This is a genomic window from Flavobacterium adhaerens (assembly GCF_040045115.1).
Taxonomy (GTDB): Bacteria; Bacteroidota; Bacteroidia; order Flavobacteriales; family Flavobacteriaceae; genus Flavobacterium; species Flavobacterium adhaerens.
Genome location: NZ_JBDLZX010000005.1, coordinates 1 through 19,023 on the forward strand (window position 1 = coordinate 1; position 19,023 = coordinate 19,023).

Here is a 19,023-nt window from a genome sequence, read left to right on the forward strand (position 1 = left end):
TACACCATCATCATCAATGAATAGGTCACATAAGCATAGATTATTTTTCCTTTTTCATCAAAATCAGGAGTGTAAAAAGTAAGTACCCCAATTATAGCAAAGGGAATGGCAGTCCATAGCAAATAGGGTCTAAATTTTCCCCAACGACTTTGGGTGCGGTCGGCCAAGATTCCCACTATAGGATCGAAACAAGAGTCCCAAATACGGGTAATTAGAAACATAGTTCCAACCACCGCAGGAGCTAAACCGAAGACATCCGTATAAAAAAACATCAGATACATGCTGAATATTTTCCAGAACATAGATGAAGCGGCATCTCCTAATCCGTAGCCTACTTTTTCTTTTAATTTTATTTTCTCTTCCATTATTTTCTTGGGGTTAATAGTCATAGCTTTTTACTTTTTATAAAGATTAAGTTTGGCAGCATCTTTCTCGAAAAGAGTGTTCTTTAGATTGTAAAAATCAACAAAATCCTTTTCGCTTACCTGTCCCTTAAATGGAGCATAGTAATGCATTTTTTGCTCTTTTTCTTGCCATCCGTGATTTCTCCAAACCAAAACATAAGAAAGCTTATAGTCTCCAATTGCTTTGAGCAACGTATCTGTCCACCATTTGGCATAAGGAACACCTTCATAACCTGTCTCGGCAAAAGCAGTGAGTTTGTTATGCTCTTTTGCAATTTGACCCATGATTCCGAATTGTTTTTGACAACTTTCTATAAATGAGTTGTCTTTGGTTGGGTCATTGTATTGGTATTTGTCAAAACTTAATATGTCTGCATAATTATCACCAGGATAATACTCTAAAAACTCTTCTTTAGAATTAAAATCGGCTGTATTGTAAACATATATTAAATTGTGAAGCCCTTTTTTCTTGAAATAATCAACAGTAAATTGCCAAAGTGTTTTAAACTCTTCTGGGCTACCGTTGTTTTTGCACCACCAGAACCAAGTTCCAGTTAGCTCATGGTATGGACGGTATAGAATAGGAATTAAATCTCCATTTTTGTCTTTTAAGGTAAGCATGAATTCGATACCTGTATTTAGCCATTTTATGTATTTTTCATGTTGGGCTCCACCAGGTAATACTGATGCCAATGATTTAGGAGTGGTATCCCAAGCATTTCCGTCGGTAAGCGGATTGTTGATGTGCCAACTTAGTGTGATTACACCACCTCTTTTATGGCCATCAATGATGTATTGTCTCATTTTATCAAAGGGAATGCCATCAATGTTTTTGTCAGATTTGATTTCAAGACCTGCTAAATCCCAACCGTAAACAGCTGGATAATCACCAGTAACCTCTTTTATATCACTTCTACCTGCTTCATACTTCCACTTTACCCCATAAGCAAGGTCATCTTGATGTCCGAATAAAATGCCTTTTTGAGTAGTTTTGGATAAATTTTTATACAACAAATTTGTTAACTCTGTAGATTTTGTATCTGATAATGATAAATTAGTATCATTTGCCTGTGAATACGATGGAGAAAATGCATTAAACGCAAATAAAAGAGTAAGTAGATATTTCGGTTTGGTCATAAATGTTTTTTTAATTGGTGTTGTGATATAAAAATGCAAAATGCTTAAAATTAAGTATTGTTTAATGGTGAATCTGTTTGTTGTTAAATTTTAAATTTTAATAATTTTTCTGATAAAATGATAAAAAAAATATCTGTTTAAAATAATATTTATTTTTTAATTGTATGATTTGTTTGGAAAAAGCAAATACATTTTTCAAAGATATATTAATAACATCTTTTGAATTAATATTATTTTGTCAATATTATATCTTATTATTGCAAATAAAATTTGAATTATGAACGCTTTAAAAAATTTCCATAGAGAGATTGTTCCGCTTGCTGCGCAAGATAGTTTTTTGGTTTTTGATCGAATCAAGGATGAGTTTGATTATCCTATTCATTATCATCCGGAATATGAAATTAATTTTATATTAAACGGGAAAGGTGTAAAGAGAGTGGTGGGTGATAATATAGAAGAGATTGATGATGTGGAACTTGTATTGGTAGGACCTAATTTGTATCATGGTTGGGAACAGTATAAGTGTAAGAATAAAGGTATGCATGAAATAACAATTCAATTTCATCATGATCTTTTTCATGAGTTTCTGTTATCGCGTCGAATTATGACCTCTATTAAGGATATGTTTAATCGCTCTGTGCATGGTATTTTATTTTCAAAACAGATAGCTGAAATACTTACTCCAAGATTAATGAAGCTATCGAAGTTAGATGGGATGGATTATTTTTTAGAGATTGTATCGATATTGTATGATCTTGCTAATTCTCGAAATCAAAGGCTCTTGTCAACTTTTACTGTTGAAAATGATACTTTTGAGGAGTATGACAAAATGAAATTGATTTATGATTATATTCAGAAGAATTTTGCTGAAAAGTTATCGCTAGAAGAAGTGGCTAGTGTGGCCAGTATGACTACAATTTCGTTTAATCGCTTTATCAAAAAACGCACTGGGAAGACTTTTGTCAATTATATTAATGACATCAGGATTGGGTATGCAGCAAGATGGTTAGTAGAAAAAGATTTGAGTATTTCGGAGATTGCTTTTAAATCTGGTTTTAATAATATTGCAAATTTCAATCGTAGTTTTAAGTCGTTTAAAAAGTGTACTCCTACTCAATATCGAGATGATTTTTCAGGTTTAAAAAGGATTTTATGAAAAAAAACAATTAGTTGTAAAAACCCCTTGGAGCTTTGTTCAAGGGGTTTTTTATTTGGTAATTATTCATAGTGTATAAATATTGCTTTTAAAAAACCAATAATTTAAAAAATTAGTATTATAATTTTCTAATATGTAATTTAATTTTTAAAATGAAAATATATTATCAACAAATGATATAATAATACCATTTTGATATAGGCCACTGTTATATTTTTGTTAAAACAAATTACTAATTAATGCCAAAAAGATAGTCTCAACTAATAACCTAGGGGCTATAAAACTTAACTAACAAATTTTTATTATGAAAAAACTAATGTTTAATTTAACACATTGGAACCTCAATCACAGGACAGTTCCTCTGATTTTGTTTTTATTATTATCATGCAATTTTATTGTTGCACAAACCAAAGTGCAAGGTGTGGTGTCTGATGATAAGGGTATGACTATTCCAGGAGCAAACATTCAAGTTGTTGGATCATCAAAAACAGTTTCATCTGATTTTGATGGAAAATACTCTATAGATGTTCCTGCAAATGCTACATTGTCTTTTTCTTTTATAGGTTACACTGTACAAAGAATTCCTGTAGAAGGAAGAACAACCATAAATGTTGTTTTGAGATCTAGTGCCGAAGATTTACGTGAAGTACTAGTAAATGTTGGGTATAGAAGTGTAAAGAAAAAAGATTTGACGGGTGCTATATCTACTGTAGGCGCTAAAGATATTGCTGATTCTCCTCAAGTGGCAGTAGATCAATTATTGCAGGGGCGTGCTGCGGGAGTTCAGGTCACAAATAATTCAGGTCAACCAGGAGGTAGTGTATCGGTTAAGATTCGTGGAACTACGTCTATTTCAGGGACTAATGAACCGTTGTATATCGTAGATGGTATTCCGATATCAGGTGATGCTACCAATACGAATACAGGAGGTTCTATTGTGACAGGATATTTAGGAGCAAATACTGGTAATGTTACGTCAAGTCCTATAGCATTTTTAAATCCAAACGATATTGAAACAATGGACATTTTAAAAGATGCTTCTGCTACAGCAATTTATGGTTCAAGAGCATCGAATGGGGTTGTGATTATAACTACAAAAAGAGGTAAAAAAGGAACGGGTAAAATTACTTATGATTCTTTTTTCTCTGTACAAAATGTGACAAAGTTATTAGATACAATGACTTTGAGTCAGTATGCTGTGCAACAAAATGCTTTAGCTGCTGTATATGGTGTAACGCCTAGAGATGAGTTTGCAGTTCCATCTGTTTTAGGTGATGGAACAAATTGGCAAGATGAGATTTATAAAACAGCCGTAATGAGTAATCATCAGCTTTCTTTTTCTGGTTCAAAAGAAGGTACTAGTTACTATATATCTGGAGGTTATGTAAATCAAGAAGGTATTGTTATTGGTTCAGGTTTTAAAAGGTATAATTTTAAAGCAAATGTAGATTCTAAAATCAAAGATTGGTTAACAGTTGGGGTTTCTATTGGAGCTGGTATAACAAATGAGGATATAACAATCAATGGTGCAAGTAATGGTATTATTAGTACTTCTATTTTATCAACTCCTGATGTAGCGGTAAGAGATACTGACGGAAATTATGCAGGACCACCAGCTGATGGATCAATCGGGGTTTGGATTAATCCAGTTGCTTCAGCTTTGATGAATACAAATGAGTTAAATAAGAAGAATTTCTTAGGAAATTTTTATGCTAATTTTAGATTAGCAAAAGGACTTGAATACAGATTTGATTTTGGTGGATCTACTAATATTGACAATTTTGAATCTTTTGAACCTACTTACACTTGGGGAGCAGCTGTTAGAGAAACGAATCAATTAATTGAGAGAGCTAATAATTGGTACGGAATCAATGTTAAAAACGTTTTGACTTATAAATTAGATTTAGGAGAACATCATTTAAATTTCTTGGCAGGTCAAGAGGCTAACGATAGTCATTGGTTTGGGAATTCACAATCTGTTGCTGATTTATTAAGTAATGATATTCATTCTATTAGTCTGGGTGATCCAGATACGCTTACGGCTTCTGAATATAAAGGAAGTTCAGCATTGTATTCTTTCTTCGGATCTTTCAATTATGATTATAATAATCGATATGGTTTGCAAGCAACTATGAGAGCTGATGGTAGTTCTAATTTTGGTGATGGTGAAAAATGGGGTTATTTTCCTTCATTTTCAGGATATTGGAAACTTTCAAACGAAAGCTTCATGGAAGGCACTAAAAAATATATTGATAATATTAAGTTTAGAGCTGGTTATGGAGAAACCGGAAATCAAAATATTGGAGGAGCAGGTTATATGAGTACTGTTCGTGCAATAAAATCAGCTTTGGGGAATTTCTTTACGGTTAATAATATTGCCAATCCAGGTCTAACATGGGAAACTTCTGCACAAACTAACTTTGGTTTAGATTTTAGCCTTTTTAACTCAAAACTGAATGCAACATTTGATGTGTATAGAAAACAATCAGAAGGATTTTTATTCGTATTACCATTACCATATTATGTAACGGGTACTGATGATTATCAAGGAGGTTTAGGAGCTCCAAAAGTAAATTTAGGAAGTTTAAGAAACCAAGGTTTTGAGATGACCTTAGATTATAATGAAAAGTTTGGAGATAATTTCAGTTGGAAATCAAAAGTAATTTTTGCTACCAATAAAAATAAACTGTTAGAATTGCAAGATAATTTTGATTTAACTAAAGATGTATTGCTTAATGATTATACTACTAAGGCGGTGACTAAAACAATTGTAGGTCAGCCAGTTGGTCAATTCTACGGATACCAAGCTGTTGGAATTATTAGAACTAACGAACAGTTAGCAAATGCTCCTATTCCTTTTACAGGTAATAAAGCTGTTAAAAGTCAATTGGGAGATATTGAGTATGTAGATCAAAATAAAGACGGTCTGATAGATGATAAAGATTTAACTTATATTGGAAATCCACAGCCTAAATTTACTTACGGATTTAATAATACATTTAATTACAAAAATGTTGATTTAGGGATCTTTTTGCAGGGATCTTATGGTAATAAAGTGATGAATCTAACTAGACGAGCTGGTACAAAAAATCAACGTTTATATGAAAACCAATTAGCCGAAGCAGTAGATTTTTGGACTCCAGACAATATTGATGCCAAATATCCAAGACCTGATGGTACAGACGGACATCCAAATATTGCAATTTCTGATCGTTATGTAGAAGATGGATCCTATTTGAGAATCCAACAGATGACTTTAGGTTATAATTTACCTTCAGATGTTATTTCAAAAGCAAGTATGAGTAAACTGAGATTTTATGTAGGTGTTCAAAACCTTTATACGTTTACAAAATATACTGGCTATGACCCAGAGGTAGGATCATACAATCAGGATGCTTTATTGTCTGGAATTGATTCAGGACGTTATCCAACCAACCGTACTTTTACTTTTGGATTGAATTTAGAATTTTAATTACTACTCTTATGAAAAAATATATCAATATAAAAGCCTTAGTTTTATCTTTAACAGTAGGTTTTACAATTACTTCATGTAACGATGACTTCTTAGATCGTCCGTCTGAAGATAGTTATAGCAGTGACGAATTTTATAGTTCTGATGAGCAAGTAGCTCGTACAACTTATGGAATGTACGGTGCAATGTGGGCTCCATATTATACTAAGAACTTTTACGCCTTATCCGAGTTATCTTCAGGGAATTGTTTGGCTTATGCCGATGGTCCAGAGTTAATCCAATTTAAATTAACTTCGGATAGTCCAATATTGTTAGATCCTTGGAGAGCTTGTTATGCTATTGTTGCTCAATCTAATAATTTAATTAATAATATAGAGAGTAATGCAGGAGCAGAAGTAAGTAAAGAGGTAATTAAAAACACCATTGCTGAGGCTCATTTTTTTAGAGCTATTGCTTATTTTTATTTAGTTCGTTTGTATGGCCCTGTGGTGATTGTAGAGGATAATTTGGCATTAGCAAAAGACCCAATGGTAAATACTAATAGAGTTGAAGATATTTATACATTTATTGAGAATGATCTAAAATATGCAGCAGCTAATCTTAAATCAAAAATCAGATCTAGAACCCCAGGGACAGAGAATGTTTTTGTAACAAGAGGTTCTGCCGAAGCCTTTTTGGCCAAAGTATATTTGTATCAAAAGAAATATGCTGAGTCTAAAGCAATGGCTGAGAAAGTAATAAATTCTGGTGAATTTGGATTATTACCAAGTTTTGCTGATTTGTTTTTAACCAGTAAAAATAATAACCACGAGTCTATTTATTCTTGGCAATGGTCTGGAGCTATCAATAGTTACGGAGGAGGAAATTTTTCAAATATTCAATATGGAATGGATGCTTTAAATGATAATGCTTCTTATGGTGCTACTTATATGCCATCAAATGATATTCAAGAGCAGTTTGAGATTGGAGATCTTAGAAGAAAGGAATCTTATATGGTTGACGGCGATAGTTATCCAGAGATGAAAGCGGATGGAGTTGTTGGGTTTGTTATGGATAAAGTTAAGTATCCAAGTCCTTTGGATCAAACAGGTGCTTTAGTGAAGAAATATGTTGTTGGTCAAGCAACTAGTGAAACAGGACCAGCAGATTCTTGGGGAGGAATGAATAATTGTAATTATATTATGCGTTATGCTGACCTTTTATTGATTCATGCGGAGGCAATTATGGCTGGTGCTGCAGAGACAAACAATGCCGCTGCTAAAGCATCTTTTAATTTAGTCAGAAAGAGAGCGGGGTTATCTGAATTAGATACTAATACACCTTTGACTCATGATAAATTATTTCATGAGCGTAGAGTTGAATTCGCTTTTGAGGGAGAATTTTGGTTTGATTTAGGAAGATTGCCACGTCAAGAAGCAATTGAGATAATTTCACAACAAAATAGAGGTTTTGATTCTCAAGGCGAAATACATTATACGCCGACAGCAACTGATTTCACATATCCAAAACCAGATATCGAAGTTAGAAAAAATCCAAAATTGAAAGAGGCACCAGTTCCTTACAATTTTAATTAATTTTTAAAAGTAAATCACTATGAAAAATATAAAAAATAGAATGTTATTGAAGTTGTCTTTTTTGGCTTCGATTTCAATTTTACTGTTTGCTTCTTGTTCTTCAGATGATTCTTCTTCAGGAGGTTCTGGTAAATTAGAGGTGACTAGTATTAGTAAATCTGTAATAGATGACCCATTAGTAGATGGAGATAGACAAGTAGATGTACCAACCGATGTTATTAATGCTGGGAACTATTATATCATTAGAGGATCAGGTTTTAAATCCTTAAAATCGATATCATTTAACGGGTTAGAATCTTATTTTAATCCAACTATGGTAACAGATAATGCTATTGTAATTTTGGTAGATCAAAAAACGCCATATTACAATGAAATGGATCAAATGAAAATCGTTACTAATTCAGGAACATTAAATTATACTGTAGCGATTAGACCACCTTCTCCTAATATTACTGGTTTTCCAATCAATCCAAATCCAGGAGATGTAATAACAATTACAGGTGAATATTTTTTACGTCCAGTAGTGAATTTTGGAGAAACTGCAGTTGAACCAATTTCATCTACTTTAACAGAAATAAAAGTGAAAGTTCCAGATAATATTCAGTTTAAGTATTTGTCTGTTACAAATGTTTCAGGAACTACAGTAGCTGGACAATCTTTAGGTTCTGCTATTTATGACGATGCATTTACTAATATTTGGGGTTGGCAATCGTTGTGGGATGGTACCAATGGTTTTGATAATGCTTATACTAAAGATTTTAGTCAGGGAGCTAAATGTATTGAATGGAAAGCAGGGGAATGGGACGGTTATGTAATTGGTATTAATAATTGGTCTTATCATGATACAGATAAATATAAAGCTGTAAGATTTTCAATTAAAGGAGAAAAAGCTGGGAAAGTAAAGTTCTTTGTTAATGGATCTACTGAAACTAATATTAAAATAGTTGAGTTTAATACTACATGGACTTATGTTGAAATTCCGTATAGTGAAGTTGGTGGGCCAACAGAATTGACTCAAATTGGATTCCAGGAATTCGGCGGTTTTGGAGGAAACAATATGTTGCTGGATGATATCGGATTAGTACTAAAATAATTGAAGTGGATTCTAAGGAATGATTTCAATAATTAATTGAGTTAATTTATTAGAATCCATTATTAAAAACTAAATGAGATTTTATGAAATGAGCATCACTTCAAATTGGTCGAAAAAACCAATAATGATATGCGAATTACATATGACCGATAAAAAACAATAAATATCAACTTATGAAAAATATATATAATAAATTAAAATATATTGCTGTATGTGCTTTTTTGGTAGCTACAGTTTCTTCTTGTGATAATGACATTGAAGATATTGGAGGTGCTGAACAAAACTATAGTACAGCTTACGGATTGCTAGAAGCAAATAGTAATTTAACTGTATTTACAAAAGCTATCGAATTAGCTGGATTGGAATCGACATTAGATACATCTGAAGATTATACCTACTTTGTTCCAAATGATACAGCATTAAATGCTTATTTGGTTGCAAACGGATATGTAAACGAATTGGGGTATCCAGATATTAATCTAGTTCCTGTAGAAGATTTGAAACAACTTGTTTTGAGTCATGTTGTTAAAGGGGTAAAAAAGAGAGTAGGAAAATTGGAAGGTGTAGAAGCAGATTATTTGGAATCGGGCGAATATACTACAATGGCTAACACTGCAAATGCTGATTTGTATTTATTAGGAATTGATGTAAACAATGGTACTTTAAAAGTAAACGGTTCTGACAAAGCAGCTCCAGGATTAGATTATTATGGAACAAACGGATTTGTAAATGTTTTAGATAATGTTATAGAATTAACACCGCCAGCTCCAGTAATTTCAAGCCTTTCTCAGGTTTTTGCTTCACCTGGAGATGTTATTACTATTTCAGGACAAAATTTTGTAAAAGTTCAAAATGTTATGTTTGGTTCAACTGCAGCAACATTTACTGTAGTATCTAAAACCGAAATACAAGCAACTGTTCCTGCTGATTTTGAATCAAGCGCACTTGTTACTGTTGAAACTGAATTTGGAACATCTGCTCCAAGCACTATTGGTGTTAAGTATTTATTATATGCAGATGACACTTCTAAGATTAGTTACCAATGGGATTGGGGAGGAAGTTATGAGATGTTAAATACAGAGCAAGTAAGTAGAGGAACATATTCTATTAAAAAAGTTACAGGTGCTTGGTCTGGTTTTTATATTGGATTTAAAGAAACTTTGAATACAGCCGATTATCAGTTCCTTAAAATGTCTGTGTATGCTACTGAGAGTACTAAAATATTAGTTAGTATTCATAGTAAAGCTAATGAAAATGATGAATTTGGTGTCACCATTCAATTGGTAGCTGGACAATGGAATAATATCTCAATTCCAATGTCTGATTTAAAATTAAATCAAGTTGGAGCTACATTTAATAATGTGTTTATTAAAGAATATTCGGGAATTTCACTGACTCCTGGTAACACTATTTATTATGATGATATTGGATTCTTATAATATTATTTTTTTGAGTTAGTTATTAAATATTCCCTTGTCGTAAGACTTGGGAATATTTTTTTATAAGTGGTGGATCTTTGTGCAAAAGGTATTTTTTAAATACATTTTTGAAAAAAAAGTATCAGTATTTGTGTGGACTATTTGCTAATATTGTGAGTTTGCTTTTTAAATTATCAAAAAAAAAAAAAACAGAATGAAAAAAAATAAATTAATTCCTTCTTTACTATCAATATTTCTTTGCTTTAGCGTTTCAATTTTTTCGCAATCAGCTTATGAAAAATCGTCTCGAGAACGTATTTCGCTTGATAAAGACTGGCGATTTGCTTTTGGCCATCCATCTGATGCTCAAAAAGATTTCAATACAGGAACAGCTTATTTCTCTTATTTAGCTAAAGCTGGATTTGGGGATGGAGCTTCAAAAGGAGATTTTGATGATCGCTCTTGGCGAAAATTAGACTTGCCACACGATTGGGCTGTAGAACAAGGTTTTAGTGAAAAAGCTAGCTTCAGTCATGGTTTTAAAGCTATTGGCAGAAATTTTCCAGACAAAAGCATTGGCTGGTACCGTAAAAAAATAACAATTCCAGAGAGTGATTTCGGCCGTCGAATTCACATTGCTTTCGATGGTGTTTTCCGTAATTCAATTGTTTGGATAAACGGTCATTATTTAGGAAATCAGGATAGTGGGTATCTTGGTTTTGAATATGATATTACTGATTATATTAATTATGGTGGCGAAAATACCATCGCCGTTCGTGTTGATGTAACGATGGAAGAAGGTTGGTTTTATGAAGGAGCCGGGATTTATCGCCATGTTTGGTTGAATAAAACCAATGAATTGCATGTTCCCGCCAATGGTACTTTTGTGCAATCCAAAATAAAAGATAATGCAGCCGAAGTCAATGCTTTGGTAACAGTTGCTAATGATGGTAAAGAAGCAAAATCATTCAAAATCATTCAAACTATTTTGGATGCCAATGATAAAAGCATCGTAGAAAAAACAATAAATTCCTGTAGTTTAAATCCGAGAGAAACCAAAGATTTTACTACCGATTTAACCGTTCAAAACCCAACACTTTGGTCTCTGGAAAATCCGTATTTGTATAGAATGTTGACCTTAGTTTATGAGGGAGAAAACTTAGTGGATCACTTTGAAACAACTTTTGGAATCCGTTCCATTCGTTTTGATGCCAACGAAGGTTTTTTTCTTAACGGTAAACATGTTAAAATCAAAGGAACCAACAATCACCAAGATCATGCTGGTGTTGGATCTGCAATCCCTGATGCCCTTCAGGAATTTCGAATCAAAACTTTAAAATCTTTCGGGAGTAATGCGTATCGTTGTTCTCACAATCCGCCAACTCCAGAGTTGCTGGAAGTATGTGATCGTTTAGGAATGTTGGTTATTGATGAAAACCGTTTGATGGGAAGTACTCAAGTGCAACTGAATGATGTGAAAAAGTTGATTGAGCGCGACAGGAATCATCCTTCAATTATTAGTTGGAGTGTTGGAAACGAAGAATGGGGAATCGAAAATGACATTGTTGGTGCCCGAATTGCCAGTTCGATGCAGTCTTATGTGAAATCGCTTGACGCTTCTAGACCTGCTACATATGCCTTTAGTGGAGGAATTGGCAGTAACGGAATAACAACCGTTATGGATGTATTGGGAATTAATTATATCGTAAATAAAAGCACCGACAAGCAACACGAATTATTTCCAAATCAATGCATTTGGGGAACTGAAGAGGGTAGTACCAATGCCACTCGTGGAGAGTATTATCGAGACAACGAAAAACACTATATGCCAGCTTATGACAAAGCGCCAAGCTCTAGTTTTATCAGTATAGAAAACGGTTGGAAGCATTATAATTCACGTCCGTATTTAGCTGGAATGTTTGTGTGGACAGGTTTTGATTATCGTGGCGAACCAACGCCATTTGGGTATCCTTCAATAGGTTCTTATTTTGGGATGGTAGATCAATGCGGGTTTTATAAAGATTCTGCATGGTACCTCAAAGCTTGGTGGCAAGACGAACCAGTTCTGCATCTTTTGCCACATTGGAATTGGGCAGGGAAAGAAAATCAAAGCATCGAGGTTTGGGCTTACAGCAATTGCGATGAAGTAGAATTGTTCCTAAACAAAAAAAGCTTAGGCAAAAAGAAAATGGAAAAGGACAGTCATCTCGAATGGAATGTCAATTATGTTCCAGGCACTCTTGAAGCGATTGGTTACAAAAACGGAAAGAAAATCTTAACCGAAACAGTGAAAACCACAGGAGAAGCCAAAGTTATAAACTTGAAATCGGATAAAAACACGATAGATGCCTCCAAAAATGATATTGCCATGATTACGGTAAGTGCCAATGATAAATCAGGTTTGGCTGTTCCGATTGCTGATAACGAAGTAACTTTTGCAATCTCAGGTCCTGGAAAAATTTTAGGTGTCGGAAATGGAAGTCCAATTTCTCTTGAACCTGATAAATATCTAGAAAGTATTGCTGTTGTTGACTTGGATTCGTTTAAAGAAAAATATGTGTCTGATCTCAATTCAGTTGAAGAAACAAAAGATATGATTGATATCACTTCTTGGCAAAATGCTTTTTCAGAAGATAGAAATGCTGATTTTGGCAAAAAAGTTAAAGCAATTACATACCGAACCGAATTTGAATTACCAGCTAATTTTGAATCGACTACTATTACTTTGTTTTATAAAAGCCTCGGAAAGCAACAGTCTATTTTCATTAACGGTCAACAAATCGCAACTAATTTGAATGAAAATAAAAATGGGGATACTTTTGTTTTAGACAAAAAAATGCTTCGTTCGGGTAAGAACACCATTGCGGTTGTGGCAGTTCCGTTAACCAAAGTAAATTCTTGGGATGTGCTCAATCAAAGTATAGGAAGTATTCAAATTGTTACCAAAGCCGAAGATTACAAGCGAAAATTATTCAACGGTTTGGCTCAGGTAATCGTTCAGACTACTGGTGAAACAGGAGAAATAAAATTGACTGCTACAAGTAACGGTCTGAAAACTGCAGAGTTAAAAATTGATGTAGTTAAAAAATAGAAACGTATCATCCTAACAGGTTTTCAAAACTTGTTAGGTATTATTATCCAAAGATTCTGAAGATTAAAAAAATAATAAATAATTAATAAAAATGAGAAAATTACTTTTAAGTGTATTGTTAGGTAGCTTGACTTTTCAAGGTTTTTCACAAGGGAATGTGTATAAACAAGAGGCTGTCAAATTTCAAGGATTGGCCACGACGCCACCTATGGGCTGGAATTCATGGAATACTTTTGCAACAGATATTAATGAAAAATTAGTAAAAGAAACGGCCGATATTATGGTGTCATCTGGTATGGCTGCAGCGGGATATAATTACATTGTTCTAGACGATGGATGGATGGCCAAAGAGCGTGATGCGAATGGAGATCTAGTGCCTGACCCAGTGAAATTCCCAAATGGAATGAAAACAGTTGTAGATTATGTGCATAGCAAAGGACTTAAATTCGGTTTGTACAATTGTGCAGGAACCAAAACCTGTGCTGGGTATCCAGGAACTCGTGGGTATGAATACCAAGATGCTCGCCTTTATGCTGGTTTAGGAATCGATTTTTTAAAATATGATTGGTGTAATACACAAGGAATTACTGCCAAAGAGGCTTATAATACGATGAGTAATGCTTTAAAAACGGCTGGTCGTCCAATTTTGTTTAGTATTTGTGAGTGGGGAGATAATCAACCTTGGGAATGGGCAGAGCCTATGGGAAATATGTGGCGTATTTCGGGGGATATTTATCCGTGCTTTGATTGTGAATACAAGCATCCCGAAAATTGGTCGTCTTGGGGTTTTATGAAAATTGCCGATATGCGCAAAGATATTCGTAAATACTCTGGTCCTGATCATTGGAATGATTTTGATATGATGGAAGTTGGTAACGAAATGAATGATATTGAAGACAAAACTCATTTTAGCCTTTGGTGTATGTTGGCTTCGCCATTATTTTCGGGTAATGATTTTAGAAAAATGTCTAAGGAAACTTTAGCTATTTTGACCAATAAAGAGCTCATTGCTGTAAATCAAGATAAGCTAGGAATTCAAGGATTCAAGTATTCTGCCGAAGACGGATTAGAGGTTTGGGTAAAACCACTATCTGATGGGAATTGGGCTGTTACTTTTTTGAATCGTAGTGATGCTGCTAAAAAAATTAATTTCGACTGGAAAAAGAACTCAATCAAAGATGCTGATTTTGGTTATGAAGCCGATTTTAATAAAGCAATTTTCAAAATCAAAGATCTTTGGAAAAACAAAGAGGTTGGTACAACCAAAAAGAATTTCACAGCAGATTTAGCTTCTCACGATGCAATTACATTAAGGTTAATTCCGTAATTGAAATTTGAAATACTTGTCCTAACAGGTTTCTAAAACCTGTTAGGTATTTCTTTTTAGACTTTTTAAATTTTAAAACAAATTGTAAAAATGAATTTCAAATCTCTAACCATATTATTCTTGGCTGTACTTAATTGCAGTTTAGCAAATGCACAATTTGTTAAAAAACACGGTCAGCTCAGCGTAAAAGGAACTCAATTGGTTGATAAAAATTTGACCCCAATTGTTTTACGAGGCGTTAGTTTGGGATGGCATAGTATGTGGCCTCGATTTTATAATTCTAAAGTTGTAGATTGGCTTAACAAAGATTTTAATTGTACTGTTGTAAGAGCTGCAATGGGAATCGAAGCTGGTAAATATGCTTACAAAAAAGACCCTGATTTTTCAAAAAAGAAGATAGAATCCGTCATAAAAGGTGCTATCAAATCGGATATTTATGTAATTGTAGATTGGCACAGTCACAATATTAATTTAGAAGAGGCCAAAGCTTATTTTAATGAGGTATCCAAAAAATACGGCAAATACCCCAATGTAGTTTATGAGGTTTTTAATGAACCTGATCATGAAACGTGGCCTGAAGTAAAGGCTTATGCCGAGGAAGTAATCAGAGTTATTAGAGCTAATGACCCAGATAATATTATTTTGATAGGTAGTCCTAAATGGGATCAAGATGTTCATCTACCGGCCGCTGACCCTATTAAAGGATATGAAAATTTGATGTACACTATGCATTTTTATGCAGCAACTCATAAAAAAGAACTTAGAGACAGAACAGATGAAGCTCTAAAGAGTGGTTTACCAATCTTTGTTTCTGAATCAGCTGGGATGGAAGCCTCAGGAGATGGTCCGATGGATTATTCCGAATGGCAGCGGTACATTGATTGGATGGAAGAAAAAAAGATAAGTTGGATTACTTGGTCGATTTCAGATAAAGTCGAAACCTGTTCGATGTTGTTAAAAACGGCTAACTCTGAAGGTAATTGGAAAGATTCTGATTTAAATGAATCGGGTATAAAAACTAGAGAATTACTTAGAAAATACAATGCAAGGATAAAAGAGTAAGGTGTATATTTCTTTTTAGACACGGAGTTGGTTTTTTTGTGAATTCTAAAAAAGGTTTATATTGCAATATATTTTAACAGAAATTGGATAGAATAAAGGACAACTTATTATTGGTTGGTTTAGAGTTTATTATCGAAAATGATTTAAGTAAAAAACCAACGCAATAAATGATTTAATAAACATCTTACTTGTATGAAGCTAACATTAAAATTGACAACTTATTTTAAATTAGTATTGTTAATTATTGGAATTAGTTCGCTTTTTATATTACTATTTAGTTCTCTATATCTCTACACTGTTCAACAAGAAAAAGATGTTTTCAAAATCAATACTGAGCAATACGAAACCGAAACCAATAGGTTGTTTGATTTTAATTCTAAAACCCAGATTGTTACTATAAATGATCTTACTTACTGGGATGCTTTAGTAAAATTCACAAAAGAGAAAGATATTGAATGGTTTGATAGATACATTGTAAATGAATTTCCTACCTATGAGGTTGATTTTATCTCAGTCTATGATATAGACAAAAAATTCATTACAAGTATAGCAAAACAGAATTTTACTTCTAAAGATTTTATTCCGAGACAAGCAATGGTTAATTTGTACGAAACCAAATTTACTAGGTTTTATATGAAAGTTCCTGAGGGAATTGTTGAGGTTCTTGGTGGAACGATTCATACCTCAAATGACCCAAAAAAAATAAAAACAAGACCATCAGGCTATATGTTTATGGTGCGTTTGTTAGATGAAAAATATTTTAAAAACCTAGAAGATATTTGCAGTTCAAAAATTAGTTTTTTTGACAGTTCAACTACTAAGTTCGATAATAATAAGAATGTTTTGTCTCTTATAGAACTTAGAGATTATAACAATCGAATTATTGAAAAACTATTATTTCAAAGACCTTCATATCTAAACTTCGAAAGAACCAAAGAGTTGCTATTGATTATAGTAGTGGCTACTTTGATTGGTTTGATTGCCTCTATTTATTATTCTAGAAAATGGGTATATAGACCATTGCGGTTGGTGACCAATATATTAGAAACAGATCGTGAAATCTCGATAAAGTTATTAAAACGCGAGCCAGGTGAGTTTGGTCATATTGGCAATTTGTTTGAAGATCATAGAAAAAACAGGTTTCAGTTAGAAAAATCTAAACAAAAAGCAGAGGAAAGTGACAAGCTAAAATCAACCTTTTTGGCAAATCTATCCCACGAAATCAGAACCCCTATGAATGCTATTATTGGATTTTCGGATTTGCTTTTGAATGAAAATCTAAGCGAAGAATTAAAAAGAAAATATTTAAAAATCATCAGTAGTAGCGGGAAAAGTTTGGTTTCTATTATTGAGGATTTAATTGAAATGTCAAAAATTGATGCCAAATTAATAACTCCAAATTACAAAGGTGTCGATATTGATAAATGTGTTAGAGAGTTGTATAATACTCTGAAAGTGACTGTTCCAGAAGATAAAAAGATTGATTTTTATATTCAAAAAAGCAACAACATTTTAGAAGGCGATGTTTTGACCGATGAAGTAAAGCTTAAACAGATTATAGTAAATCTACTTACGAATGCAATAAAATTTACAGATAATGGCCATGTAGTCTTTGGTTACTCTATAACAAAAGACAAGAGATTTTTAGAATTTAGGGTTGAAGATACTGGAATTGGAATCGTAAAAAAAGATTTAAAAGTAGTCTTTGATCGTTTTAGAAGGGTAGATGATGATTATTCTATATCACTTAGTGGATTAGGATTAGGATTGTCTATTTCGAAAGCTTATGTAGAGATGTTAGGTGGAAAAATTCAAGTAAAATCTGTCTATAGAGAAGGTTCTGTGTTTAAATTTACAATTCCATTAATTTACGATAATTCAGAAAACTTTGAAGATAATGTAAATGCCGAAAATTTAAAGGTGTATGATGAAACCAAAGTTATCCTCGTTGCCGAGGATGATAATATCAATTATCTATTATTAAAAACAATTTTAGAACTTAAAAAACACACGGTTTTGAGAGCAAGAAACGGCCAAGAGGTTGTCGAAATTTATGCGGCAAATTCTGCGATTGATTTAGTTTTTATGGATATTAAAATGCCTGTTCTGGACGGATATGAGGCTTTTGAAAGAATCAGAAGAATGAATCCAGAGGCTATTGTAATTGCCCAAACCGCACACTCATCATCTGAAGTGAAAGAAAAAATCATGAATTCTGGTTTTTCTGGATATATAACCAAACCTTTAGATAAAGAAAAAATATACGGACTTCTAAATGAGGTGTTTCAATGCTAGTGATTGTTTACTCCTTAAAACAATTGTGCTGTCAAAGCGTTAGATCATAACTGTGTAAAAAATCTTCTCGAACAAATCCCATCTTTAAATATAATTTTTGTGCAATCATATTGTTCTTAGCGGTTCTTAGTCTTACATCGTTTGCTTTAATCTCTTTAGCAAAATCTATCGTTTTTTGAATAAGTTCTTCACCTACTCCTTTTTTTCTAGCGGAAACATCAACAAAAATATCGTTAAGAATTATTATTTTGTTTAAAGCTAATGATGAAAAAGTTATGTAGTTTAAAACAAAACCATTAAGCTTTTCTGGTTTTTCTTCCTCGTACGAAACAAAAATTACGGCCTCGTTATTCTCTAATCTTTCTTTTAAATAGGAGTAATGTTTTTTAAAGTTTGTAGGTTTTTTATAAAAAACCACATATTGATCAAATAAATTCGTTAGTTGATCTAGATCTTGAATGTCAGCTTTTCGTGTCATATTTAATGGGGGATGTTAATTTGAATAACTAAATATACAAAAAATTGAAACAAAAAAATTTTTTGAACCTCTTTTTACAAGCTACTATTTGTTATAAAGGTACAAGTAAAGGGCTTTTTTTGAATTATAAACATAAATCAGCTTTGTTTTTGTGATTTGTTGAAATTCAGTCATTCAAAAAACACATTTTAGAAAACTTTTACAGCTAAAATTGATTGTAGTGTAGATTGATTTTAATAAGGTACTTCTGAGTTTTAAAATGAATTCTTTGATACAGCTTAAGTTATTTTAAATTGTTATAATGAGACAGAGCTTATTTTTTTTATAAAATAGAATACCCCTATAAAAATATGGGGGTATGTGTTTTTTATTGTTTTATTTTGGATAATTACGGGTTTTTAGTATAACTTTTTTTTATGTTGCATGTTTTTTTAGGGGGTAATATTAAAAAATAGCATTATTAAATTTGTAAAATATTTATCTTAAAATATGAATTTCGATATTATTTTATCTTGA

Annotated in this window: 12 protein-coding genes; 9 read left to right on the forward strand and 3 right to left on the reverse strand. The window is 32.8% G+C overall.

What is annotated here, in order from left to right; genetic code table 11:
* Together ABEB18_RS08020 and ABEB18_RS08025 are read right to left on the reverse strand one after the other, a co-directional pair.
* Nucleotides 1–389, reverse strand: a 389-nt coding sequence (locus ABEB18_RS08020; RefSeq protein WP_348798733.1) for an MFS transporter, incomplete at its 3' end; no start/stop codon positions are given.
* 6 nt (nucleotides 390–395) lie between these two features.
* On the reverse strand, nucleotides 396–1,541 hold the full coding sequence (locus tag ABEB18_RS08025; protein WP_348798734.1) for a glycoside hydrolase family 26 protein: 1,146 nt from the start codon (nucleotides 1,539–1,541) through the stop codon (nucleotides 396–398).
* Nucleotides 1,542–1,818: 277 nt separating this feature from the next.
* Between ABEB18_RS08025 and ABEB18_RS08030 the strand changes: the two genes are divergently transcribed.
* The 9 genes from ABEB18_RS08030 (at nucleotide 1,819) to ABEB18_RS08070 (ending at nucleotide 18,029) form a co-directional block, all read left to right on the forward strand.
* Nucleotides 1,819–2,697, forward strand: a complete 879-nt coding sequence (locus ABEB18_RS08030; RefSeq protein WP_348798735.1) for a helix-turn-helix domain-containing protein — start codon at nucleotides 1,819–1,821, stop codon at nucleotides 2,695–2,697.
* A 304-nt stretch (nucleotides 2,698–3,001) separates the two neighbouring features.
* Nucleotides 3,002–6,169, forward strand: coding sequence for a SusC/RagA family TonB-linked outer membrane protein (locus ABEB18_RS08035; protein ID WP_348798736.1), 3,168 nt, complete (start codon nucleotides 3,002–3,004; stop codon nucleotides 6,167–6,169).
* An 11-nt stretch (nucleotides 6,170–6,180) separates the two neighbouring features.
* Nucleotides 6,181–7,743 carry a RagB/SusD family nutrient uptake outer membrane protein gene (locus ABEB18_RS08040; protein ID WP_348798738.1) on the forward strand — a complete coding sequence of 521 codons (1,563 nt, stop codon included), beginning with the start codon at nucleotides 6,181–6,183 and terminating at the stop codon, nucleotides 7,741–7,743.
* Between the two features lie 19 nt (nucleotides 7,744–7,762).
* On the forward strand, nucleotides 7,763–8,836 hold the full coding sequence (locus ABEB18_RS08045; protein WP_348798739.1) for an IPT/TIG domain-containing protein: 1,074 nt from the start codon (nucleotides 7,763–7,765) through the stop codon (nucleotides 8,834–8,836).
* 173 nt (nucleotides 8,837–9,009) lie between these two features.
* A complete protein-coding gene (locus ABEB18_RS08050) occupies nucleotides 9,010–10,275 on the forward strand; it encodes a fasciclin domain-containing protein (protein ID WP_348798740.1) in 1,266 nt (421 codons plus the stop codon).
* A 193-nt stretch (nucleotides 10,276–10,468) separates the two neighbouring features.
* Nucleotides 10,469–13,345, forward strand: a complete 2,877-nt coding sequence (gene galA, locus ABEB18_RS08055) for a beta-galactosidase GalA (RefSeq protein ID WP_348798741.1) — start codon at nucleotides 10,469–10,471, stop codon at nucleotides 13,343–13,345.
* 91 nt (nucleotides 13,346–13,436) lie between these two features.
* The gene (locus tag ABEB18_RS08060; RefSeq protein WP_348798742.1) at nucleotides 13,437–14,672 is read left to right on the forward strand and encodes a glycoside hydrolase family 27 protein; all 1,236 of its coding nucleotides are present in this window, start codon (nucleotides 13,437–13,439) and stop codon (nucleotides 14,670–14,672) included.
* Nucleotides 14,673–14,762: 90 nt separating this feature from the next.
* Nucleotides 14,763–15,734, forward strand: coding sequence for a glycoside hydrolase family 5 protein (locus ABEB18_RS08065; RefSeq protein ID WP_348798743.1), 972 nt, complete (start codon nucleotides 14,763–14,765; stop codon nucleotides 15,732–15,734).
* Between the two features lie 192 nt (nucleotides 15,735–15,926).
* Complete coding sequence (locus ABEB18_RS08070) at nucleotides 15,927–18,029, forward strand: ATP-binding protein (RefSeq protein ID WP_348798744.1); 2,103 nt, start codon at nucleotides 15,927–15,929, stop codon at nucleotides 18,027–18,029.
* Between the two features lie 31 nt (nucleotides 18,030–18,060).
* On the opposite strand, the gene ABEB18_RS08075 is transcribed toward ABEB18_RS08070, so the two are convergent.
* Nucleotides 18,061–18,507, reverse strand: a complete 447-nt coding sequence (locus ABEB18_RS08075; protein ID WP_348798745.1) for a GNAT family N-acetyltransferase — start codon at nucleotides 18,505–18,507, stop codon at nucleotides 18,061–18,063.
* Between the last annotated feature and the right edge of the window lie 516 nt (nucleotides 18,508–19,023).